Source organism: Pedococcus sp. P2_F6 (assembly GCF_056403675.1).
The window spans coordinates 451,650-477,725 of sequence record NZ_JBFUEZ010000001.1 but is presented as its reverse complement, the minus strand read 5'-3'; the positions used below and the strand labels follow the sequence as shown (position 1 = coordinate 477,725).

The window sequence follows — 26,076 nt, the reverse complement described above, 5'->3', positions numbered from 1 at the left end:
TCCTTGCTCATCGCGCTCAGTCACCGTCGAGGATCTCTCCGGTCATCAGGTTGACGGCGGGTGCGGCCGTGTCTGCGGTGGCCAACTCTGCCGCAATCGTGGCTGCCAGCGCAGGTCCGATGCCGGAAACTTCCTGCAGCTCCTCGGCCGTCGCCGCGCGAACCTTCTTCACCGAGCCGAAATGACGCAGCAGGGCCTTGCGTCGCGTCTCCCCGAGTCCGGGGACACCGTCCAGGACGCTCGTGGTCATGGCCTTGGACCGGCGCTGGCGGTGGAAGGTGATGGCAAAGCGGTGGGCCTCGTCGCGGACCCGCTGCAGCAGGTAGAGGCCCTCACTGGTCCGCGGCAGGATGACGGGGTAGTCCTGGCCGGGCACCCAGACCTCCTCGAGCCGCTTGGCGAGCCCGACGACGGCGACGTCGTCGATGCCCAGCGCCGTCAGGGCCGCCTGGGCGGCGTTGACCTGGGGCAGGCCGCCGTCGACGACGACGAGGTTGGGCGGGTACGCGAACTTCTTCGGCTTGCCGGTGTCGGGGTCGATCCGCTCGGGACCGTTCTCCGGGTCGGGGCCGAGCTCGACGTCGGTGGCCTGGTCGCGCTCCTCGAGGTAGCGCTGGAACCGCCGGGTCAGCACCTCGTCCATCGCCGCGGTGTCGTCCACCTGCTCGCCACGGATGACGAACCGGCGGTACTCGGACTTGCGGGCCAGCCCGTCCTCGAAGACGACCATCGACCCGACGACCTGGGAGCCCTGGATGTGGCTGATGTCGTAGCACTCGACGCGCAGCGGCGCATCAGCCAGGTCGAGGCTGGTCTGCAGCTCCTGCAGTGCCTGGCTGCGTGCCGTGAGATCCCCGGCGCGGGCGAGCTTGTGCCGGGCCAGCGACTGCTTCGCGTTGCGGTGCACGGTCTCGAGCAGGGTGCGCTTGTCGCCCCTCTGGGGCACGCGCAAGTCGACCCCGGAGCCCCGCAGCGACCCGAGCCAGATCGCGACGGCATCCGGGTCCTCCGGCAGGACCGGCACCAGCACCTCGCGCGGCACGCTGTCGTCCGACTCGCCTCCGTAGACCTGCTGGAGGAGGTGGCCGACGATCTCGGGCACGGTCTCGGCGTCCATCTCGGCGACCCAGCCGCGCTGTCCGCGCACGCGCCCGCCACGCACGTGGAAGACCTGGACGGCGATCTCGAGCCCGTCGTGCTCGAGGGCGAACACGTCGGCGTCGGTGCCGTCGCCCAGGACGATGGCGGACTTCTCCAGCGCCTTGCCCAGCGCCACGAGGTCGTCGCGCATCCGGGCTGCCTGTTCGAACTCCAAGGACTTCGACGCGGCAGCCATGTCGCGCTCGAGCCGCTTGACGAACCGCGTCGTGTTGCCGGCCATGAAGTCGCAGAAGTCCTCGGCGATGGCGCGGTGCTCCTCTGGGCTGACCCTCCCCACGCAGGGCGCCGAGCACTTGTCGATGTAGCCCAGCAGACACGGACGGCCCACCTGCCCGGCCCGCTTGAAGACCCCCGAGGAGCAGGTGCGGACGGGAAACACCCGCAACAACAGGTCGAGCGTCTCGCGGATGGCCCAGGCATGGGCGTAAGGGCCGAAGTAGCGGGTGCCCTTGCGCTTGGCCCCGCGCATCACCTGCGCCCGCGGGAACTCCTCCCCGAGCGTCACCGCGAGGTAGGGGTAGGACTTGTCGTCGCGGTACTTGACGTTGAACCGCGGGTCGTACTCCTTGATCCAGGAGTACTCGAGCTGCAGCGCCTCGACCTCGGTCGAGACCACGGTCCACTCGACGCTCGCAGCCGTGGTGACCATGGTGGCGGTGCGGGGGTGCAGGGCTGAGATGTCCTGGAAGTAGGACGACAGCCGCGGCCGCAGGGACTTGGCCTTGCCGACGTAGATGACGCGCTTGGCGGCGTCCCGGAACCGGTAGACGCCCGGGTCGACCGGGATCTCCCCCGGCGCCGGACGGTAGGTCGACGGGTCAGCCACGACTCCACTCTATGGAGGGCGACCGACGGCCCGTCCCGCGGGAGCCCCGCTTCCCGCGGAGACGAGGTATGCCGCGTCGGGACGGCGCGGCATACCTGGCCCTGCGCTTCTGGCGGGGAAGGTCAGGTGACCGAGATCCCGTCGCCGCTCACGGCCACGGACTTCTCCGGAAGGGCCTTGGTGGCCGGTCCCTTCTTGACCGCGCCGGTGGTGATGTCGTACTCGCTGCCGTGGCAGGCACAGTTGATGGTGCCGTTGGCGACGGTGGTCACCAGGCACGCCTGGTGGGTGCACACGGCGCTGAAGGCCTTGAACTCCCCCGAGGTGGGCTGGGTGACCACCACCTTCTGGTCGGTGAAGATCTTGCCTCCCCCCACGGGGATGGTCGCCTTCGAGATGGCGTCCTTGACGGCGCTGGTCGCGGCGTCCTTGGCCGTGCTGGCCGCGCTGCTCGCAGCGTCCTCGGCGGCTCCACAGCCGGCGAGTGCAGTGACGCCGACTCCGGCGAGGCCGGCGGACGCCAGCACGGTGCGGCGGGAGGGGCCGGTGACGGGGTGGTCTTCTGGGGTGGTCATGCGCGCGCCTTTCGGTGGAGGTGCCCCCTCACGGGCTGACCAGATGGCCCGAGGATGCGGGCCGATGATGGGTGGGACCTGTATGAGACATGCGTGGGACATGGGTATGACGGGTGACGCTGCCACGACGTTCACGGCACCCGCCACCGGGCGGTGATAACGACACGGTCACGCATGGGGTTGATGTGCTGCCCCGCAGGGGGAACAGCGGCATAGTCTGCACACACCCCAACCGGGGTGACCCGTGGGCGCCGTACGGCCCGCGAGCACCCAATGACTTCAGGAGGAGTCTTGCGTTCCGTGTTCAAGATTGGCGCGCCACTCGTGGCCGCTGCCCTCGCGCTGACTGCCTGTGGTGGAACCACTGGCGGCAGCTCCGACGCCGGTTCCAAGGCGTGTGACCTCAAGATCGGCTTCTTCGGCGCCCTCACCGGCGACGCTGCCAACCTCGGCATCAACATCAAGAACGGTGCCGAGCTCGCCGTCAAGCAGTACAACGAGAAGAACGCCGACTGCAAGGTCGCGCTCACCTCGTTCGACAGCCAGGGCGACCCGTCCATTGCCCCCGGACTGGCCCAGAAGGCCGTCACCGACAAGAAGCTGGTCGGCATCGTCGGCCCCGCCTTCTCCGGTGAGTCCAAGGCCGCCGACCCGATCTTCGACAAGGCCGGCCTGAACATCATCACGGCCTCCGCGACGGCGACGAAGCTGTCCGAGAACGGCTGGAAGACCTTCCACCGCATCCTCGGCAACGACAACAGCCAGGGCCCCGCGGCCGCGAAGTACATCAAGGACGTCCTGAAGGCGCAGAAGGTCTTCGTCTCGGACGACACCTCCGAGTACGGCAAGGGCCTGGCCGACATCGTCAAGAGTGATCTCGGAGCGCTCGTCACCGGCACCGACCACACTGCAGCCGACGGCAAGCAGGACGACTTCTCCGCGACCGTGACCAAGGCCAAGGCCTCGGGTGCGACCGCGTTCTTCTACGGCGGCTACTACTCCAACGCCAGCAAGCTGGCCAAGCAGCTGAAGGACGGTGGCTTCACCGGCACCTTCGTCGCCGGCGACGGCGTCAAGGACGACGGCTTCATCAAGGGCGCCGGTGCGGCGGCCGAGGGCGCCATCGTCACCTGCCCGTGCCTCCCGCCGGACCAGGCACCCGAGTTCGCGGCCGCCTACAAGAAGGCCTACAACTCGGACCCGGCCACGTACTCGGCAGAGGCCTACGACGCAGCCAACGTGTTCCTCGCTGCCATCAAGGCTGGGAAGACCACGTCGGCCGACATCAACGCCTTCATCGCCTCCTACGACCAGAAGGGCGTCACCAAGCAGGTCAAGTTCGACGCCAAGGGCGAGCCGGCGGACATCCACGTGTGGGCCTACAAGGTCACCGGCGGCAAGATCGTTCCGGACCAGGAAGTCAAGTAACACCACGTGTAGCGGCCWGGGCTCTCGGCAACGGGGGTCCTGGCCGCTACCGTGTTCCCGTCCGGACCCGGACCCCGCCGCACTGACGCGCAGGTCCCTCACCACGGAGGTCTGATGCAGCTTCTCCTGAACAACTTCTGGGAGTTCACAATCACCGGGTTGGCCAACGGGGCCATCTACGCGCTGATTGCTCTCGGCTACACGCTCGTCTACGGCGTGCTGCGCCTCATCAACTTCGCCCACTCCGAGGTGTTCATGTGGGGCGGCTTCGCGGCCGTCTGGGCCCTGGTGGCGCTCGGCGCCAGCAAGGCGAGCGGCATCGGCGTCGTCGGGTTCCTCATTGCGGGCTTCGCGTCGGCCATGGTGATCTCCGCGCTCGTGGCGCTCGGCCTCGAGTTCGTCGCCTACCGCCCGCTCCGCAAGCGCAACTCGCCACCGCTGATCGCGCTCATCTCCGCGATCGGTGCGTCGTACACGCTGTCGGAAGTGATGGGCCTGCGCGACAAGCCGTTCAAGTGGTTCGGCAAGGACGACGACCTGGTCAACTACGTCGGCCGTCCCCGCGAGGCCGCGCCGTTCCCGCTCAACATCGAGACGAAGCGGCTCTTCTACGTCTTCGACTACCACGTCTCCAACAAGGACCTCATCGTCCTGGGGTCGGCCATCGTCATGATGATCGTGCTCGACCAGTTCATGCAGCGGTCCCGTCTCGGCCGGGGGATCCGCGCCGTTGCCCAGGACCCCGAGTCCGCCGCCCTGATGGGTGTGAACCGCGACAGGGTCATCCGGCTGACCTTCGTCATCGGCGGGGCCATGGCTGGTGCCGCCGCGATGATGTACCTCATCCGGATCGGGCAGATCCGCTACAACTCGGGCTTCCTGCTCGGCGTGAAAGCCTTCACCGCCGCCGTGCTCGGCGGCATCGGCAACCTTCGCGGCGCTCTGCTCGGTGGCTTCATCCTCGGCGTGGCCGAGAACTACGGTCAAGCCATCTTCGGTGGAGAGTGGAAGGACGTCGTGGCCTTCACGCTCCTCGTGGTCATCCTCCTGTTCCGGCCCACCGGCCTGCTCGGTGAGTCCCTCGGAAAGGCACGCGCATGAGCGCCGTCTCGAACGTGTTCCACGGGGTCGGTGACCGTTTCCGTGCCCTGCCCCGCTGGGCCAAGATCGTGCTGATGGTCGCCGCCGTGGTGTTCGTCTACCTCCTGCCGATCCTCAACCCGCCGCTGATCACGACGACCGACTCCGACTTCGGTGCCGTGCTGTTCCTCTGCGCGCTGTACGCCCTGGTCGCGATCGGGCTCAACATCGTCATCGGGTATGCCGGCCTGCTCGACCTCGGGTACATCGGCTTCTTCGCGATCGGCGCGTTCACGGTGGGCGTGCTCGGGTCGGCCCATGGGAAGCTTCCGCTGCTGCTGTGCATCCCGATCGCGATGGCGGTCACGCTGTTCTCGGGCATCGTCCTCGGCGCGCCCACGCTGCGCGTGCGGGGCGACTACCTCGCGATCGTGACCCTCGGCTTCGGCGAGATCGTCCGGCTGATCCTGGTGAACGCCGACGCCCTGACCGGCGGCTCCCGCGGTATCTCGAACATTCCCACGCCACCGAGCTGGGCACTGTTCGAGATCCCCAAGCTCAAGTGGGAGGGGTTCGTCGCCTACGTCGACCAGAGCAACACCACGACGTTCCTGCAGTTCGGGGTCACCGACTCGGTGCCCTACTACTGGCTGGCGCTGACTCTCGTGGGCGTGGTGCTCTTCCTCGACTGGCGGATGCAGAACTCTCGCGTCGGCCGGGCCTGGGAGGCAACCCGCGAGGACGAGGACGCCGCTGAGCTCATGGGTGTCCCGACCTTCCGGTTCAAGCTGCTGGCCTTCGCCACGGGTGCCGCGATCGGCGGACTGTCCGGTGCGCTCTTCGCCACCAAGCAGCAGTTCATCAACCCGGACAACTTCACCATCCTGTACTCCGTGCTCTTCGTCGCCATGGTCGTCGTCGGTGGTCAGGGCAACCGCTGGGGCGTCGTGCTCGCTGCGGCTCTGCTGACCTGGGCGCCGGAGAAGTTCCGGTTCCTGTCCGACGCTCGGTTCCTGCTGTTCGGCCTCGCCCTGATGGCGCTGGCCATCTTCCGACCGCAGGGCCTGATGCCGCCTCGACGATCGGTGCGTGCCAAACAGGCGGACATCGAGACAGAGGTCCTCGAGGAAGGGGCGACCCATGCCTGACACCACGCCTGACAAGACGCCTGACGAGACCGCCGATGCCGCGGCCGCGGCACGCGGACCCCGGGTCGACGACGAGGCCACGACCCGTCCCGAGGTCGACACCACCCCGGACACCTCGGTCGACATCAGTGTCGACGAGATCGCCCACCTCCCCAAGGGCAAGATGCTCGAGGTCGACGACGTGACCCTGCGCTTCGGCGGTGTCACGGCCCTCGACGGTGTCTCGTTCCACATCAACACCGGCGAGATCCTCGGCCTGATCGGGCCCAACGGTGCTGGCAAGACGACCTGCTTCAACGTGATGACCGGTGTCTACCAGCCCACCTCGGGCGGGATCCAGTTCATGGGCGAGCCGCTCGGCAAGCGACAGAAGTTCCAGATCACCAAGCTGGGCATCGCCCGCACCTTCCAGAACATCCGGTTGTTCCACAACATGACGGCACTGGAGAACGTCCTGGTCGGCGCGGATGCGCACCACTCCACGGGTATGGGGTCGGCGCTGCTGCGGCTGCGCAAACACCATGCCGAGGAGGCCGAGGGCATGGAACGTGCCTTCGAGCTGCTCAAGTTCATGGGGTTGGACAAGCGGGCCGACGAGCTCGCCCGCAACCTGCCCTACGGCGACCAACGGCGGCTCGAGATCGCGCGAGCCCTCGCCACGAACCCCAAGCTGCTCTGCCTCGACGAGCCGGCGGCCGGCTTCAACCCGGCGGAGAAGGCTCGGCTGATGGAGCTCATCCGGTCGATCCGCGACCAGGGCTACACCGTGCTGCTCATCGAGCACGACATGAAGCTCGTCATGGGCGTCACCGACAGGATCGTGGTGCTGGAGTTCGGCAAGAAGATCGCCGAGGGACTGCCCGCCGAGATCCAGGACAACCCTGCGGTGATCGCCGCCTATCTGGGAGTTGATGAAGATGCTTCTTGAGGTCGACGACCTCTGCGTCAACTACGGACGCATCGAGGCCATCCGCAACATCTCGTTCACGGTGAACGAGGGCGAGGTGGTCACGCTCATCGGGGCCAACGGTGCCGGAAAGACGACCACCATGAAGACGGTCTCCGGGTTGCGCCCGGTCCGCGCGGGCTCCATCCGGTTCGAGGGTCAGGACATCACCGCGATGCCGCCCCACGAACGTCCGGTGCTGGGGATCGCCCAGTCGCCCGAGGGCCGAGGCTGCTTCGTCGGCATGACCGTGCTCGAGAACCTCGACATGGGTGCCTACGCCCGGAGCGACCGCAAGACGCCGAAGATCAAGGAGGACCGCGACCGGGTCTTCGGGCTCTTCCCGCGGCTGGCGGAGCGGCGCAGCCAGGTGGCCGGCACCATGTCGGGCGGCGAACAGCAGATGCTCGCGATCGGGCGCGCCCTCATGGCCAACCCGAAGCTGCTGCTCCTGGACGAGCCGTCGATGGGACTGGCGCCCAAGCTCATCCAGCAGATCTTCGACATCATCACCGAGATCAACAAGCAGGGCACGACCGTGCTCCTCGTCGAGCAGAACGCTGCGCAGGCGCTCAAGCGCGCCGACCGCGCCTACATCCTCGAGACCGGCGAGATCGTGCGTGAGGGAACCGGCCAGGAACTGGCCAACGACCCTGCGGTCAAGGCGTCCTACCTCGGCGGCGACGTCTAGGCACTCCCTGGTGTGCCGGCTGGCCGGCACACCGCGAACGGCCCCTCGGTGATTTCCGAGGGGCCGTTCGCGCAGGAGCCTTCATCGGCGGGGTGGGCCTACCTCGTGGAGGTCGCTTTCGCGGACTTCGACGTGACCTTGGGGGCGGCGCGCTTCGTGGCCGCTTTCGCGGTCGCCTTCTTCGCCGTCGCCTTCTTCGCGGTCGCCTTCTTCGCAGTCGTCGTCTTCGGAGTCGCGTTGGTTGCCGGCTTCGTGGTCGCGGTCTTCGTGGTGGCGGTCTTCTTCGGCGCGGCCGCAGCTGCGGTGCGCTTGGCCGCCCCGGTGGCTCGCTGCGGCGTGCGCGCGCTGCGCGCCAGGATGGGCGCGAGGAACTGCCCGGTGTAGCTGTCCTCCACCGTGGCGACCTGCTCGGGAGTGCCCTCGGCGATGACGCGACCTCCGCCGTTGCCGCCCTCGGGACCCATGTCGACGATCCAGTCGGCGTTCTTGATGACGTCGAGATTGTGCTCGATCACGATCACGGTGTTGCCCTTGTCGACCAGACCCTGCAGGACGAGGAGCAGTTTGCGGATGTCCTCGAAGTGCAACCCCGTGGTGGGCTCGTCCAGGACGTAGATGGTCCGGCCCGTCGACCGCTTCTGCAGCTCGGCGGCCAGCTTGACGCGTTGCGCCTCACCACCGGACAGCGTGGGTGCGGGCTGCCCGAGTCGGACGTACCCGAGCCCCACCTGGTTGAGCGTCTTCATGTGGCGAGCGATGCCGGGCACCGCGGCGAAGAAGTCGGCGGCCTCCTCGATCGGCATGTCGAGGACGTCAGCGATCGTCTTGCCCTTGAAGTGGACCTCGAGCGTCTCGCGGTTGTAGCGCGCCCCATGGCACACCTCGCACGGGACGTAGACGTCGGGGAGGAAGTTCATCTCGATCTTGATGGTGCCGTCGCCCGAGCAGGCATCACAGCGACCGCCCTTGACGTTGAACGAGAACCGACCGGGCTGGTAGCCACGGATCTTGGCCTCGGTCGTCGTCGCGAAGAGCTTGCGCACGGCGTCGAAGACACCCGTGTAGGTCGCCGGGTTGGACCGCGGAGTGCGGCCGATCGGGCTCTGGTCGACGTGGACGACCTTGTCGAGGTTGTCCAGGCCCGTGACCGTCTTGTGCCGCCCCGGGACGTGGCGGGCACCGTTGAGCTTGTTGGCCAGGACGTTGTAGAGGATGTCGTTGACGAGCGTCGACTTGCCCGAGCCGGAGACTCCGGTGACCGCCACGAGGTTGCCCAGCGGGAACGACACGTCGACCCCGTGCAGGTTGTGCTCGCGAGCCCCGACGACGGTGACCTCGCGCCCGCGCTCCTGGGGTCGGCGCAGAGCGGGCATGGGGATCTCGAGGCGCCCGGAGAGGTACTTGCCGGTGATCGAGTCCTGGTGCTCGAGCAGTCCCTGGACCGTGCCCGAGTGGACGACGACCCCACCGTGCTCGCCGGCTCCCGGGCCGATGTCGACGACCCAGTCCGCAGTGGCGATCGTGTCCTCGTCGTGCTCGACGACGATGAGCGTGTTGCCGAGGTCGCGCAGCCGCGTCAGCGTCTCGATGAGCCGGTGGTTGTCGCGCTGGTGCAGACCGATGCTCGGCTCGTCGAGGACGTAGAGGACTCCGACCAGGCCCGAGCCGATCTGGGTCGCGAGCCGGATCCGCTGGGCCTCGCCGCCGGAGAGCGTGCCCGCCGGGCGGTCGAGCGAGAGGTAGTCGAGCCCCACGTCGAGCAGGAACCCGAGCCGCGCGTCGATCTCCTTGATCACCCGCTCGGCGATCTGCCGTTCACGGACGGTGAAGTCGACCTCCTTGAGGAACTTCGCACAGTCGGCGATGGCCAGCGCACAGATTGCCGAGATGCTGCGGCCCCCGATGTGAACGGCCAGCGACTCGGGCTTGAGGCGGGCGCCACCGCACTCGGGGCACGGCACCTCGCGCATGTACCCCTCGTAGCGCTCCCGGCTCCACTCGGAGTCGGTCTCGGAGTGTCGACGCTTCACGAAGGGGACCACACCCTCGAAGCCAGTCGTGTAGGACCGCTCCCGCCCGTAGCGGTTCTTGTAGCGGACGTGGACCTTGTAGTTCTGACCGTGCAGCAGCGCCTCCTTGGCGCGGTCCGGCAGGGCGTGCCAGGGGGTGTCCATCGTGAACTTGAGGTCCTCACCGAGCGCGGTCATCACGCGCTGGAAGTACTCGGCGGACCCGCTGGTTGACGCCCAGGGGGCGATCGCGCCCTGGGCAAGGGTCAGGTCCTCGTCGGGGACCAGCAGCTCGGGGTCGACCTCCAGCTCGGTGCCCAGACCGGTGCACTTGGGACAGGCGCCGAAGGGGCTGTTGAACGAGAACGAGCGGGGCTCGACCTCGTCCATCGCCAGCGGGTGGTCGTTGGGGCACGCCATCCGCTCGGAGAAGCGTCGCTCACGCTCAGGGTCCTTGGAGTCCTTGTCGACGAAGTCGACGACGAGGACACCCCCGGCCAGCCCGAGGGCGGTCTCGACGGAGTCCGTGAGCCGCCGCTTGGCCCCGGTGTCGTTGCCCTTGGCCACCAAGCGGTCGACCACGACGTCGATGGTGTGCTTGACCTGCTTCTCCAGCTTGGGGGGATCGGTCAGCGACACGACCTCGCCGTCGACCCGGGCTCGCGAGAAGCCCTTGCTCTGGAGCTCGCCGAAGAGGTCGACGTACTCCCCCTTGCGGGCGCGGACGACCGGGGCGAGGACCTGGAACCGGGTCTTCTCGGGCAGCTCCAGGAGGCGGTCGACGATCTGCTGGGGGCTCTGCCGGGTGATCGGCTCGCCACACACCGGGCAGTGCGGACGGCCCGCGCGCGCGAAGAGCAGGCGGAGGTAGTCGTAGACCTCCGTGATCGTGCCGACCGTCGAGCGCGGGTTGCGGTTGGTCGACTTCTGGTCGATCGAGACCGCCGGCGAGAGCCCCTCGATGAAGTCGACGTCGGGCTTGTCCATCTGTCCCAGGAACTGCCGGGCATAGGCGGACAGGGACTCGACGTAGCGACGTTGCCCCTCGGCGAAGATCGTGTCGAAGGCCAAGGACGACTTGCCGGACCCTGACAAACCCGTGAAGACGATCAGCGAGTCACGAGGCAGCTCGACCGACACATCCTTGAGGTTGTGCTCACGGGCACCCCGGACGATGAGCTGGTCGTGCTGGTGGCGGCGGGCGGGCACGGCTGAAGTCACGCGCACCATCGTAGGTGGCCGCACCGACAACCCTCTCCCGGCCACCGGCCCGGCACCTCCCGCGTGGACCCCTGCACGCGGCATACCCTCTCGTCATGACCACGCCCAACCGGCCAGGCTCCTCGCCCCTCCGGGCCTCGCTCGTCCCTCACTCGGGTCCTCGGGGTGTCGTCGCATGACCACGCCCAACCGGCCAGGCTCCTCGCCCCTCCGGGCCTCGCTCGTCCCTCACTCGGGTCCTCGGGGTGTCGTCGCATGACCACCCCCATCGAGGAGTACGCCGTGCTCGGCGACACCGAGACCGCTGCCCTCGTGAGCCGCGCTGGCTCGATCGACTGGCTGTGCCTCCCCCGGTTCGACTCGAGCGCCTGCTTCGCCGCGCTGGTCGGCACCCCCGACAACGGGCGCTGGCTCCTCGGCCCCAAGGGACCCGCCAGCAGCACCCGTCGATACATCGAGAACTCGTTCGTTCTGGAGACTGTCCACGAGACCGACACGGGCGCGGTGAAGGTCACGGACCTGATGCCGCTGGGCGACGGACGGGCCGACATCATCCGCAGTGTCGAGGGCCTGCGCGGCACGGTCACGATGTGTCACGAGTGGGTGGTCCGCTTCGACTACGGCAAGGTCCGCCCGTGGGTGTCGCACAGCGTGGGACACCGCCTCGACGGCGACGTCATCACCGCGGTCGCCGGGCCCGACATGCTCGTGCTGCGCGGCAGCCGGCTCCCCCACGCCCGTGACGGGCACCACGAGGACGAGTTCGACGTCGCCGCCGGAGAGACCCACACGTTCTCGACGACGTGGTTCCCCTCGTTCGAGCAGGTGCCGCCACCCCTGGACATCGACTCGAGGATCGCGGAGACGATCCGGGTGTCCAACGAGTGGGCTGCCCGGTGCGACTACGAGGGCCCCTATCGCGAGCTCGTCGTCAGGTCGCTCCTGACGCTGCGTGGCATGACGCACTCGCGCTACGGGGGCATCGTCGCTGCGCCGACCACGAGCCTGCCCGAGGACTTCGGCGGCGAGCGCAACTGGGACTACCGCTACTGCTGGCTGCGCGACGCCTCCCTCACGCTGGAGGCGCTGCTGGCCTCGGGGTACGTCGACGAGGCCCGCCTGTGGCGCAACTGGCTGCTGCGTGCCGTGGCCGGCGACCCCGAGGACCTGCAGATCATGTACACCATCAACGGATCCCGTCGCCTACCCGAACGCACGCTCGACCACCTCGCCGGGTATGCCGGCTCGACCCCTGTCCGGATCGGGAACGGGGCGGTGGACCAGCGCCAGTCCGACGTCCTCGGCGAGGTCATGATCGCCCTCGACGAGGCCCGCGCGCGGGGGCTGGAGGTGTCGACGCAGTCGTGGGCCATGCAGCGTGCCCTCGTCCAGAACCTCGCGCGCCACTGGCAGGAGCCGGACAACGGGTTGTGGGAGATCCGTGGCCCCCTGCGGCACTTCACCCACTCCCGCGTCATGGTGTGGGCGGCGTTCGACCGGGCGGTCCGGGGAGTCGAGAAGTGGGGGCTCGACGGCCCTGTCGAGCGGTGGCGCGAGCTCCGGGACGAGGTGCGCGACGAGATCCTCACCAAGGGCTTCAACGCCGAGCGCAACACCTTCACCCAGCACTACGACACGACCGAGGTCGATGCGTCGTTGCTGCTCATCCCCCTCGTGGGCTTCCTCCCTCCTGACGACCCGCGCGTCCTCGGCACGGTTGCCGCCATCGAGCAGGACCTGGTGCGTGAAGGCTTCCTGCTGCGCTACCGCACCGAGAGCGGTGTGGACGGCCTCGCCGGCGACGAGCACCCCTTCCTGGCCTGCTCGTGGTGGCTCGTCAGCGCGTATGCCGTGTGCGGACAGGCCGAGAAGGCCCGGGACCTGATGGACCGTCTCGTCGCGCTGTTCAACGACGTGGGCCTGATCTCCGAGGAGTACGACCCCCTCGAGAAGCGGATGGTGGGAAACTTTCCGCAGGCCTTCTCCCACCTCACCTTCATCGGCGCGGCCCACGCCCTCGCCGAGGCCGAGGCGAAGGGGGCCGCCAGCGCGGGAGGACAGCTGCCATGACCGACCCCACCACCGCCGGTACCGGCTCGGGCCGTGGCCCGGGCTCCCCTGCCGACCTCGACACGGACCTCCGGCTCGTGTCACGGCATACCCAGCTGCTCGTGGACCATGCCACCCAGCTCGGTGACGTAGGGGCGAGGTCGCTCTGCGAGGGCTGGAGCCGCGCGCACGTCCTCACCCACGTGGCCCGCAACGCCGACGCGATCCTGCGGCTCACCGAGTGGGCCCTGGACGGACATCCTCGGGAGATGTATCCCGGAGGCACCGCGGCCCGTGACGCCGAGATCGAGGAGGGCGCCCTGCGCGCAGGGCCGGCCTCATCCGACGACCGCCGTCCGGCCGGCGTCTTCGTCGACGACGTCGCCCGCACCGCTTCTGCTCTGGCGCCGCGGCTGGCCGAGCTCACGGGGTCGCTCGCCGTCGACGAGGTCGAGATGCGTGGTGGCCTGAAGATCTCACCGATGGCCCTGCCGTTCGTGCGGCTGCGCGAGGTCGTCTACCACCACGTCGACCTCGACGACGGGTTCGGGTTCGGCGATGTCGAGCCGGACCTGCTGCGCCGGTTCATCGACGATGCGGTGTCGAGGCTGCGCATGGGCGGTCACCCGCCAGCCCTGGACCTGAGAACTTCTGAAGGTGACCAGTGGATGGTCGGCGAGGGTTCCACCGAGATCCACGGCTCGCGGCCCGGGGTGCTCCTCTGGCTGGCCCGGCGCATCGACGCCGGCGTCAGTGCGGAAGGGGGCCTTCCGGAACTCCCTCCCGGGGCCTAGGGGATCGGGAGCGACGCCCCCGAGATGCCGGCCCGCCGGGCGATGGCCACCGCCGCCAGGGCTGAGTGCACCTTGAGCTTGTGGAGGATGCTCTGGACGTGGGTGCGCACGGTGTTGGGGGACACGTGCAGAAGGGTCCCGATCTCGGTTCGGCTCATGCCCTCGACCAGGCAGCCGAGGACCTCGAGCTCGCGCCCGGTGAGCTCACGGATCCCCTGGACGTGCTCGACCGTGGTGCGCTGTCCCCGGGACAGCGCCACCAGGACTCCAGCCAGCAAGCCGGCCGGGATGCGGGTCTCCCCCCGCGCCACGCCGCGGATGGCGTCCACGAGCGCCTCGGCGGTCTCCGTCTTGGAGACCCAGCCACGGACGCCCAGCTGGACGGCCTCCACGATCTGGTCCCCCGCCGCCGCGCCCGTGGCGACGACGATGCCCATCGACGGCCTGGTCACCAACGCCTCCCGGGCGACCAGGAGGCCATCCTCGCCCGCCAGGTCGAGGTCGAGCACGACCACGTCGCACTCGACCTCCTCCAGGCGCCGCAGGGCCTGGGTGACGCTGGTCGCAGAACCCTGCACCACGATGTCCGGGTAGTCCCCCAGACAGATGGCCAGGGCGTCCACGAACACCTGGTGGTCATCCACGAGCAACACGCGCACGGGGGCTGGCATGGCCCCACGGTGACGCACCGGCAGAGCGGACAAAACCGGCCCGTGCCGGAGGTCGTCCTACGTCAAAAGGGTGACCGGACTAGTCCGTTACGTCCATGCGACGCCGTCCGTTCGGACGACGTCGCCGGTTCGGACGACGCCGTCCGTCCACACGATTCCGTCCGTCCGGACGATGCCGTCGGTTCGCACGACGCCGTCCGTCGAGACGACGGCCCGGGTGACGCTCAGCGCAAGTGGGCCGGCCAGGACTCCTGGGAACCGTGCGCCGACATCAGGGCCGCCGCCTGGAGCCTCGAGTGGACCCCCAGCTTGGTGAGCAGGTTCTGGACGTGGGTGCGGGCCGTGCTGCGCTGGACGCCGAGGGACGTCGCCATCTCCTCGGTGGTCTGGCCGTCCATGATGCAACGCATGACCTGCCACTCGCGGTCGGTCAGGAACTGCAGGGCCCACAGCGGGTCGTCGGTGGACTTCGACGGGCGCAGGGCCCGCTGCAGCAGTGACGGCTCGACGGCGAGCTGGCCACGGACGGCGCGGTCCAGCATCTCGACGATCTCGACGATGGGCTTCTCCTTGCCCACGTAGCCCGACGCACCTTCGGCGATGGCCCGGCCCACGATCGAGTGGTCGGCCTCGGCCGACAGCATCACGACCTTGGTCTCGGGCGAGATCTCACGGATCACGTGGATCGCGGAGACCGAGCTCCCGCCGGGGAAGTTGACGTCGAGCAGGCACACGTCGGGACGGTGCATCGCCACGGCGCTGACCGCCTCCTCCGGCGTGCCGGCCAGGGCGACCACCTCGTGTCCGCGGGCACCCAGTGCGAGACCGAGCGCCTCAAGGAGCAGCAGGTGGTCGTCACAGACGACGATCCTCATGACGCCACCAGCCCGAGCTCGGTCTGGGCGAGGCAGATCTCACCCACCGTGCCACCACCGTCCGTCGCGTGCAGCGTGAAGGATCCGTGACAGGCGGCCACCATCGCCCTGGTGGTGGTCAGGCCCAGCGACGTGCGGGCGGTCACCTTGCCGAGGCCGGGGCCGTCGTCGGTCACCATGATGTGAGCGCCATCGCGGTCGGCGTAGGCGTCAACGTGAACGTGGCCCCCGTCGCCAGCGGCACGCACTGCATTGTCGAGCACGCAGGCCAGCGCCCGGCTCAAGGCGACCGGCCGAGCCCACGCCTCGAGCGCTCCGCTCGCATCGATCGTGATCTCGCAGCTCGCCGTGGCGCGAGCCCGGGCCACCGCCCGGGTCGCGACAGCCGCCAGGTCGGTGCTCGTGACCTCGTCGGCCGCGGCCTCACTGAGGCTCGTCTCGACCAGCTCGGCGAGCCAACGCGCCTGTCCGGCGATACCGTCCATCTTGCGACCGACGTCCCCGCCCTCGGTGCCTGCCAGGAGCAGGATCGCGGCCAACGGTTGACGCAGGTCGTGCAGCAGCGCTCGTACGGTGTCGATCTCCCCGCCAGCGACTGGGCGCTGGCGATCTTCAAGAAAAGCAGCCATGTATGTCCCTCACAACCCCGCAGACCGGAGACCAGCACCCCCTGTGAGGTCTCCTTGTGGTTCCGCGACTCGTCAACGGTATGAGTTCAAAAAGACGGGCAGCAATAGTCATTAGGGACTAGGTGACCTCGCCAATACTTGCCGGTTGCCTGCTCTGGCCGTGCAGTGCGTCCCGTGCCCTGCGACGGTCGAGTGGAGGTGCCCCCTCCTCACCTCACTAGAGTCGCCAACCATGGTGGCGACACGGACCCCGGCTCGGCCGTTGCTCCTCGTCCTCGCCGCCATCGTCTCGGTGCAGTTCGGTGGCGCGCTGGCGGCCACCCTGGTCCCCGAGATCGGTGCGGGAGGCTCGGTCACCCTCCGCCTCCTGTTCGCCACGGCCATCCTCTGGGCCATCGCGCGTCCGCGCGTCCGCGGTCACAGCCGCACTGCGTGGTCGACCGTGCTGGCGTTCGGCTTCGCCCTGGGCCTGATGAACCTCGCGTTCTACTCCTCGCTCGCGCACCTGCACATCGGGGTCGCGGTGACGGTCGAGTTCCTCGGCCCGTTGGCCCTCGCGACGGCCTTGTCGCGACGGCTGCGCGACCTCGCCGCCGTGGCCGCAGCCGCCGTCGGCGTGGTGCTCATCTCCCAAGCCCTCGACATCCCCCTCGCGGACATGGAGTGGACCGGGCTGGGGCTGGCCGCCCTCGCGGGGGCCTGCTGGGCGGCATACATCCTCGCCAGTGGTCGCGCGGGGCGGGAGTTTCCCAAGCTCGAAGGGCTTGCCCTCGCCATGGCCGTCGCACTGGTGGTCACGCTGCCGTTCGGCGTGGCGAGCGCGCCCTCCTGGTCCCCCGAGTCGGTGGCCAAGGGGCTGGGCATCGCCGTGCTGTCCTCGGTGCTGCCGTACTCGCTCGAGCTGGCCGCCCTGCGGCACCTGAGTCCGCGGGTCTTCGGCATCCTGCTCAGCCTCGAGCCGGCCGCAGCCGCCCTTGCCGGTCTGGTCGTCCTCGGACAACGGCTGACCCAGCCGCAGCTGGCCGGAATGGCGCTCGTGGTCGTGGCCAGCGCCCTGGTCATGGGCGCCGGCCAGCGCAAGGACCCTGCCGCGTCAGGAGGCTGAGAGCCGCTCCCGCTCGTCCTTGCGGGACTTGCGCAGGCTCGCGACGGTCGTGACGCCGAGGATGACGACGATCGCACCCAGCGAGACCGAGATCGGGATGTCCGGGGCGGCGGTCACGTGCTCACCTCCGTTGATGAAGGGCAGCTCGTTCTCGTGCAGCGCGTGCAGCACGAGCTTGAGCCCGATGAAGGCCAGGAGGACGGCGAGCCCCAGGCTGAGGTAGACGAGCTTCTTGAGCAGGCCACCGATGAGGAAGTACAGCTGGCGCAGGCCCATCAGGGCGAACAGGTTGGCTGTGAGGACCAGGTAGGGCTCCTTGGTCAGGCCGTAGATCGCCGGGATCGAGTCGAGTGCGAACAGCAGGTCCGTGGTGCCCAGCGCCATGATGACGATGAACATGGGGGTGGCCAGCTTCCTGCCGTCGATGCGGGTGAACAGCTTGGCGCCGGCGTACTGGTCGGTCGCCGGGAAGCGGCGCTCGACGAACTTCATGAAGCGGTTCTCCTCGTACTCGTCGTCGTCGGTCTCGCCCTCCTTGGCGAGCTTGACGGCGGTGTAGATGAGGAAGGCACCGAAGATGTAGAAGACCCAGGAGAACCGGTCGATCGCGGCCGCACCGGCGGCGATGAAGATCCCGCGCAGGACGATGGCGATGATGATGCCGATGAGCAGGGCCGACTGCTGGAGCTTCTCGGGGACGCCGAACCTGGCCATGATCAGCAGGAAGATGAACAAGTTGTCGATGGACAGCGAGTACTCGGTCAGCCAGCCCGCGTAGTACTCGGTCATGAACTTGGCGCCGGCCTGGTCGTGGGTGAACCACCACACGCCCAGCCCGAACAGCACCGCTGCGCCGATGTAGAAGACCAGCGAGACGCTGACCTCCTTCGTCGACGGCACGTGCGGGCGCCGCGCGATGATGAAGACGTCGAAGAGGAGGACGGCGGCCATCAGGCCGACGGTGAGGTACCAGACCCAGGTGGGGACTTCCATCCGGGTGGCAGTGGTGGCAACGAACGCGGTCACAGTGGGAACCTTCCGGTCACGACGAGGTGGCCGGAGGTCTCTCCCGCCCCAGACAGGTGCGGACCGGCTCCCCGGGTCGGTATGCCGCGTGGCTGCGTGAGCCGTGCGACGAGCGACCGTGATGACGAGGACACCGCGTGGGGATACTCCCCTCCGATGATCTGGAGCCAGTGTCCCAGACTCCGACCCGCAAACCCAACTCGGGACGCCGCCGTCCCATCCATCGGCTGGGCGCGGTCAGGCCTGCTGGGGCCGTCGTGACTTGGGCAGCTTGGCGACGATCGTGTCGTAGGACGCGTCGACGGCCTCACGGAGCTCGTCGTCGGCGATCGCACCACCCAGGCGCAGCGTGTTCCAGCCGGACCTGCCGATGTAGGCCATCACCGAGGCGTCGTCGGGGTACTGCAGGACCCACTCGTCGGCCTCGGTCCGGTTCGCGCCGCACTTGAGCCCGACCGACTCGTCGCCCATGAAGGCGAAGATCTTGTCGCCGACCTTGGCGACGAAGTCGCCCTCCCACGGTTGGTCCACCCACGCCCCGGGCTTGGCCAGGCAGTGCTCGCGCAGCTGGTCCGGCGTCACTTGGTGGCCTCGGACATCTGCCGCAGCTCCTTCTTCAGGTCGCCGATCTCGTCGCGCAGCCGTGCGGCCAGCTCGAAGTGCAGGTCGGCCGCTGCTTGGTGCATCTGGGTGGACAGCTCCTGGATGAGGTTGGCCAGGTCGTTGGCGGGCAGGTTGCGCAGCCGGTCGGTGGCCACACCCGCGTCGGCCTGGACCGCTCCGCGGCCTCCGCGTCCGCCGCCCTTGCCCCGCGACTGGCTGCGTCCCGAGCCGATCAGGGCCTCGGTGTCGGCGTCCTCGCGCTGGAGCAGGTCGGTGATGTCGGCGATCTTCTTGCGCAGCGGCTGGGGGTCGACGCCGGCCTCGAGGTTGTAGGCGATCTGGATCTCGCGGCGGCGCTGCGTCTCCTCGATGGCCTCCTGCATGGACGGCGTGATCTTGTCGGCGTACATGTGCACCTGACCGGACACGTTGCGCGCGGCGCGCCCGATGGTCTGGATGAGCGACCTGGCCGAGCGCAGGAATCCCTCCTTGTCGGCGTCGAGGATGCTCACCAACGACACCTCCGGCAGGTCAAGGCCCTCGCGCAGCAGGTTGATCCCGACGAGGACGTCGTACTCCCCCATCCGCAGCTCACGGAGCAGCTCGACGCGGCGCAGGGTGTCCACCTCGCTGTGCAGGTAGCGGACCCGAACCCCCTTGTCGAGGAGGTAGTCGGTGAGGTCCTCGGCCATCTTCTTGGTCAGGGTCGTCACGAGGACGCGCTCGTTGACCTTGGTGCGCTCGCCGATCTCGTGGAGCAGGTCGTCGATCTGACCCTTGGTGGGCTTGAGGATGACCTCGGGATCCACCAGGCCGGTCGGCCTGATGATCTGCTGGACGATCCCCTCGCTCTGGGCCAGCTCGTAGGGACCCGGCGTGGCGGACAGGTAGACGGTCTGGTCGATCCGGCCGAGGAACTCCTCCCAGCGCAAGGGACGGTTGTCCATGGCGGACGGGAGCCGGAAGCCGTGGTCGACGAGCTGGCGCTTGCGCGACATGTCGCCTTCGTACATCGCACCGATCTGAGGCACGGTGACGTGGGACTCGTCGATGACGAGGAGGAAGTCCTCGGGGAAGTAGTCGAGCAGGGTGTTGGGCGCCGTCCCGCGACCTCGACCGTCGATGTGCATGGAGTAGTTCTCGATGCCCGAGCACGAGCCGACCTGGCGCATCATCTCGATGTCATAGGTGGTCCGCATGCGCAGCCGCTGGGCCTCGAGCAGCTTGCCCTGCTTCTCGAACGCCGCGAGCTGGTCGGCGAGCTCGAGCTCGATGCCGCGGATCGCCCGCTCCATCCGCTCGGGCCCGGCGACGTAGTGGGTCGCCGGGAAGACGTACATCTCCTGCTCCTCGCGCATGATCTCGCCGCTCACCGGGTGGAGCGTGTAGATGCGCTCGATCTCGTCGCCGAAGAACTCGATGCGGACGGCGAGCTCCTCGTAGACGGGGATGATCTCGACGGTGTCGCCACGGACCCGGAAGGTCCCTCGGGTGAACGCCAGGTCGTTGCGGGTGTACTGCATCTGGACGAAGCGTCGCAGCAGGTCGTCGCGGTTGACCTCCTGGCCGACGCGCAGCCGGGCCATGCGGTCGACGTACTCCTGTGGTGTGCCCAGGCCGTAGATGCAGGACACCGAGGCGACGACGATGACGTCACGACGGGTCAGGAGCGAGTTCGTCGCGCTGTGCCGCAGCCGCTCGACCTCGTCGTTGATCGAGGAGTCCTTCTCGATGTAGGTGTCCGTCTGCGGGATGTAGGCCTCGGGCTGGTAGTAGTCGTAGTAGGACACGAAGTACTCGACCGCGTTGTTGGGCAGCAGCTCGCGGAACTCGTTGGCGAGCTGCGCCGCCAGCGTCTTGTTGGGGGCCATCACCAGGGTCGGCCGCTGCACCTGCTCGATCAGCCAGGCGGTCGTGGCCGACTTGCCGGTGCCGGTGGCACCGAGCAGGACGGTGTTCTTCTCCCCCGCCCTGATCCGGGTCGTGAGCTCGGCAATGGCAGTGGGCTGGTCTCCCGCGGGCGAGAACTCGGAGACGACCTCGAACGGGGCGACCGTGCGCTGCAGGTCAGTCGTGGGACGCATGCGTCCAGCGTAGGCGGACCCGCCGACAGTGCCCTGTCCGGCGGTCCCTCTCCCGCCCTCAGCCGCGTGGGGGCTCCCACCCGGTCTCGCGCGCCCAGGCCTCGACCCGCTCGTGGACGGAGTCGAACCACGGCTCCTTCGCGGCGGCATACTCGCTCGTCCCCAGACCGGTGGCGGCGAGGCGGCGCTTCTCCGCGGCATACTCCTCGCGCGCCTCGGGCACGGCACGCATCCAGTCACGGAACACCAGTGCCCACCGCCATCCCGGGCTCCCGACCTCCCGCACGTGCACGTGGGCCATGCGTCCCGGGTCGGCAGTGCCGTGGAACCGCTTGGGCCAGCTCCTGCCGTCCTTGGCGTTGTCGGCCCAGTCCCCGTCAGGACGTGGGAATCCCGCCCTGGTCAATCGGTCCACCAGGTCCGGGTCGTCGGCGTCGTCGAGCGACCGGACGCCCACCTGGAGGTCGATGACGTCCTTGGCGAGGAGACCCGGGACGGCGGTGCTGCCGATGTGGTCCATCGTCACCTGCGCATCACCGAACGCCAGCCGCAGCCGCGCGAGCAGCCGCCGTGCCTGGGTCGGCCACGTCGGATCGCTCGCTACCAGCGCGAGCCTCTCGACCCTCGCTGCGCGTATGCCGCCGCGGACGTTCTCCTCGAACGGCACCAGGCGCTCGTGCCACAGCACGTCGACCGCTGTGATCAGGTGCTCCCTGGGCCCGTCGTTGTCGAGCCAGACGTCGGCCGCCGCGCGACGCTCCTCGTCGGTGGTCTGGGCCGCGATCCGGCTGCGGGCTTCGGTCTCGGTCATCCCTCGCGTGTGCATGAGCCGCTTGACCCGGGTCTGGATGTCAGCCCCTGTGACCACCACGAGGTGGTACCCGGGCCCGTAGCCCTTCTCCACGAGCAGCGGGACGTCATGGACCACCACTGCACCCTCCGGCGCGGCGGCCACGAGCTCGGCCGTCCGGCGCGCGATCAGGGGATGGGTGATGCCCTCGAGGTCGCGTCGTGCCTGCTCGTCGGCGAACACGATGGCACCGAGGGCGGGACGGTTGAGGGCACCTGCGTCATCGAGGACACCGTCGCCGAAGCGGCCGACAATGGCCTCGAGGCCCGAGCTCTCGGGCGCGACCACCTCGCGGGCGAGGACGTCAGCATCGATGACGACCGCGCCGAGTTCCGAAAGTCGTTGTGCCACAGTGGATTTCCCCGACCCGATGCCTCCGGTGAGGCCCACGCGCAACATGTCACCCACCCTATCCGCACGGCTCCGGGCCGTCAGGCGGCGAACCACCAGTGCGGAGCGTGCGGCTCGAGCAGGGCCGGCACGACGGTGACAGCAGCGCCGCTCAGCACGGCGCAGACGCAGGCGGCGAACCAGCTGCCGCGGGGTCCGAGTGCGGTCAAGGCGTTCAGGACGGCGGTCAGCAGGAGGACGCTGGCCACGCCGACGAGGACCGCCACAATGATGTACTGAGGCATGCCGTTGCCCGGTCTGCACCAGGGCTGACGGACCAGGTCACAGGTCTGACCCAGCTTGGCGCCCGGCCAGAACCACTGCAGGAAGTAGGCACTGAGCACCCAGCTGGGCACGCTGGCGAACGCGACGACGAACTTGCCTGACCACACGAGCACAGACCGCAACCTGCCCACATCCATGGCCCAGAACGGTACTGGCCCCTCGTCAGGCTCCGCGGGCTTTTCGGGAGCTTCGTCGCGCAACCGTGACCGAGCACCTTCCGGTCCGAGCTGCGGCCCTCAGTCGGCCAAGCGGGCGGGGAAGCCTCCGGTCGCGACGGGCCCCCAGCGAGTCGGCGTGATGCGCAGGATCGACTTGTCCTGGTGGACCATGGCCTGACGGTACTCGGCCCAGTCGGGGTGCTCGCCGGAGATGTTGCGGAAGTACTCCACCAGGGGCTCGACCGAGTCGGGGGCGTCGAGCACCTCGCAGTCGCCGTCGACCTGCACCCACGCCCCACCGAAGTCGTCGGACAGCACGACGACACTCACGGCCGGGCGCTTGCGCGCGTTGGCCGTCTTGGCGCGATCGCGATAGCTGGAGATCACGATGCGTCCGCTGTCGTCGACTCCACCCGTCACGGGCGAGGCCTGGGGCCGCCCGTCCGCCCGGCTGGTGATGACCAGCATCTGGTGTCGGGGCCGGACGAAGTCCAGCAGGCCCTCTCGGTCGACCGTCGTGTTTGTGGCAATGGTGCGTCCCATGACCTGCACGCTACCCACCGTGAGACGTTGCGCCTCCCCAGTCAGGTATGCCGGGTGCTCACCTTCGTGCCGCAGCCGAGCTCACCAGCCGTTCCCCCGCCGGACGGCGCGGGCGCCGCAGCCACCAGGCCAGGCAGACCAGGAGCGACACACCGGCCGCCGCGGCGCCACCACGCGTGACGGCCCGGAACAGCGCGACCTCGACGTCGAGGCCCCTCGCGGAGAAGGCGCCACCGGCCGCCCCGAGCACCGCCACGGCCACCACGGTCGCAGCTGCCTGCCGCCTCTGGGCCGGAGACACCCAGCCGCGGTCGGCACCCGGCGTGGCAGCGACGAGCAGCCTCAGGCAGACCACGAGGAGCACGGCTCCCCCGACCAGCCCGCTGGCCAGCTGCGCCCACTGCGCCCCGAGGAGCCCGGCGTGCTCGGTGTGCAGCCAGCCGATTCGGGCCACCGCCCACCGGCCTTCATGGGTGAAGTCGTCCCAGACCAGATGCGTTGTCGCTCCGAGGACGATGCCGAGCAGCGCCCATCCCCATCGGGTCGACCTCAGCGGCTCGGGGGTCGGGAGACGAAGACCGACCACCGGCGGAAGCAGGTCTCGGACCGGCGCGAACAGCGCGCCCCGCCACAGCGTGAGGAGGGCCAGCCCGAGGACGGGGTCGGCCGTGACCAGTCCCGGCCACGAGTGCAGGAAGGCAGCCCCTCTGCCGCCGGTGAAGAACCACGGGATGTCCGGCACCATCGACCCGATGACCCACGCGGCGGGGACGACCCGGGCGGTGTGCCTGCGTCCGACGACGGGGAGCACCGCCGCCACGTGGCTCAGCGTGAACGGCATGCGGGGAACCCTAACCCCCCGGCCACTGCACCGCCGCGCCGCCGCGGGCCAGCCCACCTCGTCAGATCGCGGCGGTCGTCCGCGGTCGTCGGCAGGCGTCAGCAGGCGTCCGCGGTCGTCGGCAGGCGTCAGCCGGGCGGGTTGTAGGCGGCGTAGTCGACTCGGGTCACGGGCCGCGTGACCAGCTGTCCGCTCGGGTCGGGCATGGGCAGGGCCCTGGCCCCCTGGACCAGCTGGACGCTTGTCGCCAGGCTGTTGGCCGTCACCGTGAACACGAGCTGGGCCATGGCCAGCGACTGCTCGTGCACGGAGATGCGCTCGAACCCCGTGGGCAGCTCGATCCGTGCGACCCCGTCTTCCACGGTGCCGCGAAGCGGAGTGCTGGCCAGGGGCAGCGCGCTGCGGATCCCCGCCGCCGACATGGTCGCGGTGATGGGCGTCGCCAACCCCACGAAGGACGGCTCCAGCCCCGCGCCAGGGGGGACGGTTCGCGTCAGCCGAGCCAGGCGGTCCCCCTGCACCAGGTAGACCTGGATGGTCAGTGGGACACCCTGACGGCTCGGACCGGACGAGGATGCGGAGGCCGTGGGGGCCACAGCGGGCACCGGGGCGGACTGGGTACCGATCGAACACGCCGACAGCCCAAGGCCGCAGGTGACCATGACGGCGAAGGCGACGGCGGCACCGCGGATGACACCGCGGCATACCCCGTCACGAGGTGGCGGTCGGTAGCTCGACGACAAAGCGGGCACCTCCCCCGGGGGTCTCCTCGACGAGCACCTGACCGTCGTGCAGCGCCACGTGCCGTTGCACGATCGCCAGCCCGAGCCCGACTCCTGTGCGCTCGTTCGAGCCTCCGCGCGCGAAGCGCTCGAACACCCGCGACCGCCGCTCGGGCGCGATTCCGGGCCCGGCATCCTCGACGACCACACGCAGCCCGTGCGCCCCACGCTCGACGCGCACCCCCGTGCACCCGCCTCCATGCGTCTCCGCATTGCCGACCAGGTTGGCGACGACGCGTTCGAGGCGTCGCTTGTCGACGTCCATCGTCAGCCCGGCCACGGCTTCGTCGACCGACGTGACCTCCCGGCCTGCAGCCGCATCGGCGGCCCGGCGGACGAGGTCGCCCATCCGCACGGTCTCCCGGACCACCTGGTCGCCCGCGTCGTGCCGCGAGATCTCGAGCAGGTCGACGACCAGGGCGCGGAACCGCTCCAGCTCGTCCGCCAGCAGCTCGACCGGCTCGCGGACCGACTCGGGAAGCTGGTCCCGGCGGTTCTGGATCACCTGCATCGAGTTGAGCATGGTGGTCATGGGCGTGCGCAGCTCGTGGCTCACGTCGACGGCGAACCGCGCATCGGCGACGACGTGGCGCTGCAGGTCCTCGACGGTCTGGTTGAACGAACCGGCGAGCTCCTCGAGGTCCGGGTCGCCGTCGGCATCCAGGCGTGTGGAGAGCCGGCCCGCTGCCACGTCCGCGGCCACCCGGTTCAGCTCGGTGAGAGGGCGCAGCGCGAGCCGACTGGCGAACCGCCCCACTCCCAGCCCCATGAGGACGGTGACGATGGCCGCCGCCACGAGGCCGAGTGACAGGACGCGAGCCGTGCGCTGCATCTCACTGAGGGAGTAGACCTCGAAGTAGCTACCCCTCCCTCCCGAGAGCGGCAACCCGACCGCGAGGTGCAGGGTGCCGTCCACCCGGATGCGCTGGGTCGCACCCTGGCCGCCGCTCACCATCGTCACGAGCCCGCCGGGCAGGCTCGCCGGGCCCAGGCTGGGGGACGTCGCGTACCACCGCCCGTCCACCTGGGCGAGCACCGCGGCGGAGTCCGTCCCCGGCACTCCCTCCAGGACGGCAGGGAGGCCGGTGGCTCCGGTCGAGAGCGCGTTCTCCACCTCGCCGCGATCCAGCGCCGTCTCGACCAGTGCGGTCTGCTCGGTCTGCGACACCATGGTGCGGGTCACCAGCGTCCAGGCCAGTCCGGACAGGAGCGCAGACAGACCGAGGGCCAGCACCCCGAACCCGAGCGTGACGCGGCCACGCACCCCGACCCGTCGCGTCGCAAGCACCCGGCGCGACGTGCGCGG

23 protein-coding genes are annotated in these 26,076 nt (G+C 69.2%); 8 read left to right on the top strand and 15 right to left on the bottom strand.

What is annotated here, in order from left to right; genetic code table 11:
• Positions 1-16: 16 nt before the first annotated feature.
• Positions 17-1,987, bottom strand: coding sequence for an excinuclease ABC subunit UvrC (gene uvrC / locus AC1DWP_RS02225; protein WP_477612813.1), 1,971 nt, complete (start codon positions 1,985-1,987; stop codon positions 17-19).
• Between the two features lie 122 nt (positions 1,988-2,109).
• On the bottom strand, positions 2,110-2,562 hold the full coding sequence (locus tag AC1DWP_RS02220; RefSeq protein ID WP_477612812.1) for a Rieske (2Fe-2S) protein: 453 nt from the start codon (positions 2,560-2,562) through the stop codon (positions 2,110-2,112).
• 300 nt (positions 2,563-2,862) lie between these two features.
• Between AC1DWP_RS02220 and AC1DWP_RS02215 the strand changes: the two genes are divergently transcribed.
• The 5 genes from AC1DWP_RS02215 (at position 2,863) to AC1DWP_RS02195 (ending at position 7,855) form a co-directional block, all read left to right on the top strand.
• Entirely contained in the window at positions 2,863-3,990 is a 1,128-nt protein-coding gene (locus tag AC1DWP_RS02215) for a branched-chain amino acid ABC transporter substrate-binding protein (protein WP_477612811.1), read from the top strand.
• Between the two features lie 114 nt (positions 3,991-4,104).
• Positions 4,105-5,091 carry a branched-chain amino acid ABC transporter permease gene (locus AC1DWP_RS02210; RefSeq protein ID WP_477612810.1) on the top strand — a complete coding sequence of 329 codons (987 nt, stop codon included), beginning with the start codon at positions 4,105-4,107 and terminating at the stop codon, positions 5,089-5,091.
• The gene (locus tag AC1DWP_RS02205; RefSeq protein ID WP_477612809.1) at positions 5,088-6,218 is read left to right on the top strand and encodes a branched-chain amino acid ABC transporter permease; all 1,131 of its coding nucleotides are present in this window, start codon (positions 5,088-5,090) and stop codon (positions 6,216-6,218) included. The genes AC1DWP_RS02210 and AC1DWP_RS02205 overlap by 4 nt, the downstream gene beginning before the upstream one ends.
• Positions 6,211-7,146, top strand: coding sequence for an ABC transporter ATP-binding protein (locus tag AC1DWP_RS02200; protein WP_477612808.1), 936 nt, complete (start codon positions 6,211-6,213; stop codon positions 7,144-7,146). The genes AC1DWP_RS02205 and AC1DWP_RS02200 overlap by 8 nt, the downstream gene beginning before the upstream one ends.
• Complete coding sequence (locus AC1DWP_RS02195; RefSeq protein WP_477613419.1) at positions 7,136-7,855, top strand: ABC transporter ATP-binding protein; 720 nt, start codon at positions 7,136-7,138, stop codon at positions 7,853-7,855. Before AC1DWP_RS02200 ends, AC1DWP_RS02195 begins: the two co-directional genes overlap by 11 nt.
• A 98-nt stretch (positions 7,856-7,953) precedes the next feature.
• On the opposite strand, the gene uvrA is transcribed toward AC1DWP_RS02195, so the two are convergent.
• The gene (uvrA, locus tag AC1DWP_RS02190) at positions 7,954-11,094 is read right to left on the bottom strand and encodes an excinuclease ABC subunit UvrA (protein WP_477613418.1); all 3,141 of its coding nucleotides are present in this window, start codon (positions 11,092-11,094) and stop codon (positions 7,954-7,956) included.
• A 246-nt stretch (positions 11,095-11,340) separates the two neighbouring features.
• Here uvrA and AC1DWP_RS02185 point away from each other — a divergent pair, with 246 nt between their 5' ends.
• Together AC1DWP_RS02185 and AC1DWP_RS02180 are read left to right on the top strand one after the other, a co-directional pair.
• Positions 11,341-13,155, top strand: a complete 1,815-nt coding sequence (locus tag AC1DWP_RS02185) for a glycoside hydrolase family 15 protein (RefSeq protein ID WP_477612807.1) — start codon at positions 11,341-11,343, stop codon at positions 13,153-13,155.
• Positions 13,152-13,928: a maleylpyruvate isomerase family mycothiol-dependent enzyme gene (locus AC1DWP_RS02180; RefSeq protein ID WP_477612806.1), complete on the top strand. Its 777-nt coding sequence runs from the start codon at positions 13,152-13,154 to the stop codon at positions 13,926-13,928. The genes AC1DWP_RS02185 and AC1DWP_RS02180 overlap by 4 nt, the downstream gene beginning before the upstream one ends.
• Here the strand turns inward: AC1DWP_RS02180 and AC1DWP_RS02175 are convergent.
• From AC1DWP_RS02175 to AC1DWP_RS02165, 3 genes are all read right to left on the bottom strand, one after another.
• Entirely contained in the window at positions 13,925-14,599 is a 675-nt protein-coding gene (locus AC1DWP_RS02175) for a response regulator (RefSeq protein ID WP_477612805.1), read from the bottom strand. The two genes, AC1DWP_RS02180 and AC1DWP_RS02175, sit on opposite strands and share 4 nt — an antisense overlap.
• Before the next feature lie 224 nt (positions 14,600-14,823).
• Complete coding sequence (locus AC1DWP_RS02170; protein ID WP_477612804.1) at positions 14,824-15,474, bottom strand: response regulator; 651 nt, start codon at positions 15,472-15,474, stop codon at positions 14,824-14,826.
• Positions 15,471-16,103 (bottom strand): sensor histidine kinase, encoded by a 633-nt coding sequence (locus tag AC1DWP_RS02165; RefSeq protein WP_477612803.1) that lies wholly within the window; start codon positions 16,101-16,103, stop codon positions 15,471-15,473. The genes AC1DWP_RS02170 and AC1DWP_RS02165 overlap by 4 nt, the downstream gene beginning before the upstream one ends.
• A 232-nt stretch (positions 16,104-16,335) precedes the next feature.
• Between AC1DWP_RS02165 and AC1DWP_RS02160 the strand changes: the two genes are divergently transcribed.
• The gene (locus AC1DWP_RS02160) at positions 16,336-17,208 is read left to right on the top strand and encodes an EamA family transporter (RefSeq protein ID WP_477612802.1); all 873 of its coding nucleotides are present in this window, start codon (positions 16,336-16,338) and stop codon (positions 17,206-17,208) included.
• Here the strand turns inward: AC1DWP_RS02160 and AC1DWP_RS02155 are convergent.
• From AC1DWP_RS02155 to AC1DWP_RS02115, 9 genes are all read right to left on the bottom strand, one after another.
• The gene (locus tag AC1DWP_RS02155; protein WP_477613417.1) at positions 17,197-18,201 is read right to left on the bottom strand and encodes a TerC/Alx family metal homeostasis membrane protein; all 1,005 of its coding nucleotides are present in this window, start codon (positions 18,199-18,201) and stop codon (positions 17,197-17,199) included. The two genes, AC1DWP_RS02160 and AC1DWP_RS02155, sit on opposite strands and share 12 nt — an antisense overlap.
• Positions 18,202-18,471: 270 nt before the next feature.
• Positions 18,472-18,816 (bottom strand): MmcQ/YjbR family DNA-binding protein, encoded by a 345-nt coding sequence (locus AC1DWP_RS02150; protein ID WP_477612801.1) that lies wholly within the window; start codon positions 18,814-18,816, stop codon positions 18,472-18,474.
• Positions 18,813-20,921, bottom strand: a complete 2,109-nt coding sequence (gene uvrB, locus AC1DWP_RS02145) for an excinuclease ABC subunit UvrB (protein WP_477612800.1) — start codon at positions 20,919-20,921, stop codon at positions 18,813-18,815. The genes AC1DWP_RS02150 and uvrB overlap by 4 nt, the downstream gene beginning before the upstream one ends.
• A 58-nt stretch (positions 20,922-20,979) precedes the next feature.
• Positions 20,980-22,170 (bottom strand): dephospho-CoA kinase, encoded by a 1,191-nt coding sequence (gene coaE / locus AC1DWP_RS02140; RefSeq protein WP_477612799.1) that lies wholly within the window; start codon positions 22,168-22,170, stop codon positions 20,980-20,982.
• 32 nt (positions 22,171-22,202) lie between these two features.
• Positions 22,203-22,559, bottom strand: a complete 357-nt coding sequence (locus AC1DWP_RS02135; protein ID WP_477612798.1) for a hypothetical protein — start codon at positions 22,557-22,559, stop codon at positions 22,203-22,205.
• Positions 22,560-22,682: 123 nt separating this feature from the next.
• On the bottom strand, positions 22,683-23,147 hold the full coding sequence (locus tag AC1DWP_RS02130) for a PPOX class F420-dependent oxidoreductase (RefSeq protein WP_477612797.1): 465 nt from the start codon (positions 23,145-23,147) through the stop codon (positions 22,683-22,685).
• Positions 23,148-23,205: 58 nt separating this feature from the next.
• The gene (locus AC1DWP_RS02125; RefSeq protein ID WP_477612796.1) at positions 23,206-23,988 is read right to left on the bottom strand and encodes a DUF4184 family protein; all 783 of its coding nucleotides are present in this window, start codon (positions 23,986-23,988) and stop codon (positions 23,206-23,208) included.
• A gap of 128 nt (positions 23,989-24,116) precedes the next feature.
• The gene (locus AC1DWP_RS02120; RefSeq protein ID WP_477612795.1) at positions 24,117-24,740 is read right to left on the bottom strand and encodes a hypothetical protein; all 624 of its coding nucleotides are present in this window, start codon (positions 24,738-24,740) and stop codon (positions 24,117-24,119) included.
• Positions 24,700-26,058, bottom strand: coding sequence for an ATP-binding protein (locus AC1DWP_RS02115; RefSeq protein ID WP_477612794.1), 1,359 nt, complete (start codon positions 26,056-26,058; stop codon positions 24,700-24,702). The genes AC1DWP_RS02120 and AC1DWP_RS02115 overlap by 41 nt, the downstream gene beginning before the upstream one ends.
• Positions 26,059-26,076: the final 18 nt, after the last annotated feature.

Bases quoted from the DNA above. Each gene is read 5' to 3' on its own strand.
- AC1DWP_RS02220 (WP_477612812.1), bottom strand. From the start codon at position 2,562: ATGACCACCCCAGAAGACCACCCCGTCACCGGCCCCTCCCGCCGCACC.
- AC1DWP_RS02210 (WP_477612810.1), top strand. From the start codon at position 4,105: ATGCAGCTTCTCCTGAACAACTTCTGGGAGTTCACAATCACCGGGTTG.
- AC1DWP_RS02205 (WP_477612809.1), top strand. From the start codon at position 5,088: ATGAGCGCCGTCTCGAACGTGTTCCACGGGGTCGGTGACCGTTTCCGT.
- AC1DWP_RS02200 (WP_477612808.1), top strand. From the start codon at position 6,211: ATGCCTGACACCACGCCTGACAAGACGCCTGACGAGACCGCCGATGCC.
- AC1DWP_RS02195 (WP_477613419.1), top strand. From the start codon at position 7,136: ATGCTTCTTGAGGTCGACGACCTCTGCGTCAACTACGGACGCATCGAG.
- uvrA (WP_477613418.1), bottom strand. From the start codon at position 11,094: ATGGTGCGCGTGACTTCAGCCGTGCCCGCCCGCCGCCACCAGCACGAC.
- AC1DWP_RS02185 (WP_477612807.1), top strand. From the start codon at position 11,341: ATGACCACCCCCATCGAGGAGTACGCCGTGCTCGGCGACACCGAGACC.
- AC1DWP_RS02180 (WP_477612806.1), top strand. From the start codon at position 13,152: ATGACCGACCCCACCACCGCCGGTACCGGCTCGGGCCGTGGCCCGGGC.
- AC1DWP_RS02175 (WP_477612805.1), bottom strand. From the start codon at position 14,599: ATGCCAGCCCCCGTGCGCGTGTTGCTCGTGGATGACCACCAGGTGTTC.
- AC1DWP_RS02170 (WP_477612804.1), bottom strand. From the start codon at position 15,474: ATGAGGATCGTCGTCTGTGACGACCACCTGCTGCTCCTTGAGGCGCTC.
- AC1DWP_RS02165 (WP_477612803.1), bottom strand. From the start codon at position 16,103: ATGGCTGCTTTTCTTGAAGATCGCCAGCGCCCAGTCGCTGGCGGGGAG.
- AC1DWP_RS02160 (WP_477612802.1), top strand. From the start codon at position 16,336: ATGGTGGCGACACGGACCCCGGCTCGGCCGTTGCTCCTCGTCCTCGCC.
- AC1DWP_RS02155 (WP_477613417.1), bottom strand. From the start codon at position 18,201: ATGGAAGTCCCCACCTGGGTCTGGTACCTCACCGTCGGCCTGATGGCC.
- uvrB (WP_477612800.1), bottom strand. From the start codon at position 20,921: ATGCGTCCCACGACTGACCTGCAGCGCACGGTCGCCCCGTTCGAGGTC.
- coaE (WP_477612799.1), bottom strand. From the start codon at position 22,170: ATGTTGCGCGTGGGCCTCACCGGAGGCATCGGGTCGGGGAAATCCACT.
- AC1DWP_RS02130 (WP_477612797.1), bottom strand. From the start codon at position 23,147: ATGGGACGCACCATTGCCACAAACACGACGGTCGACCGAGAGGGCCTG.
- AC1DWP_RS02125 (WP_477612796.1), bottom strand. From the start codon at position 23,988: ATGCCGTTCACGCTGAGCCACGTGGCGGCGGTGCTCCCCGTCGTCGGA.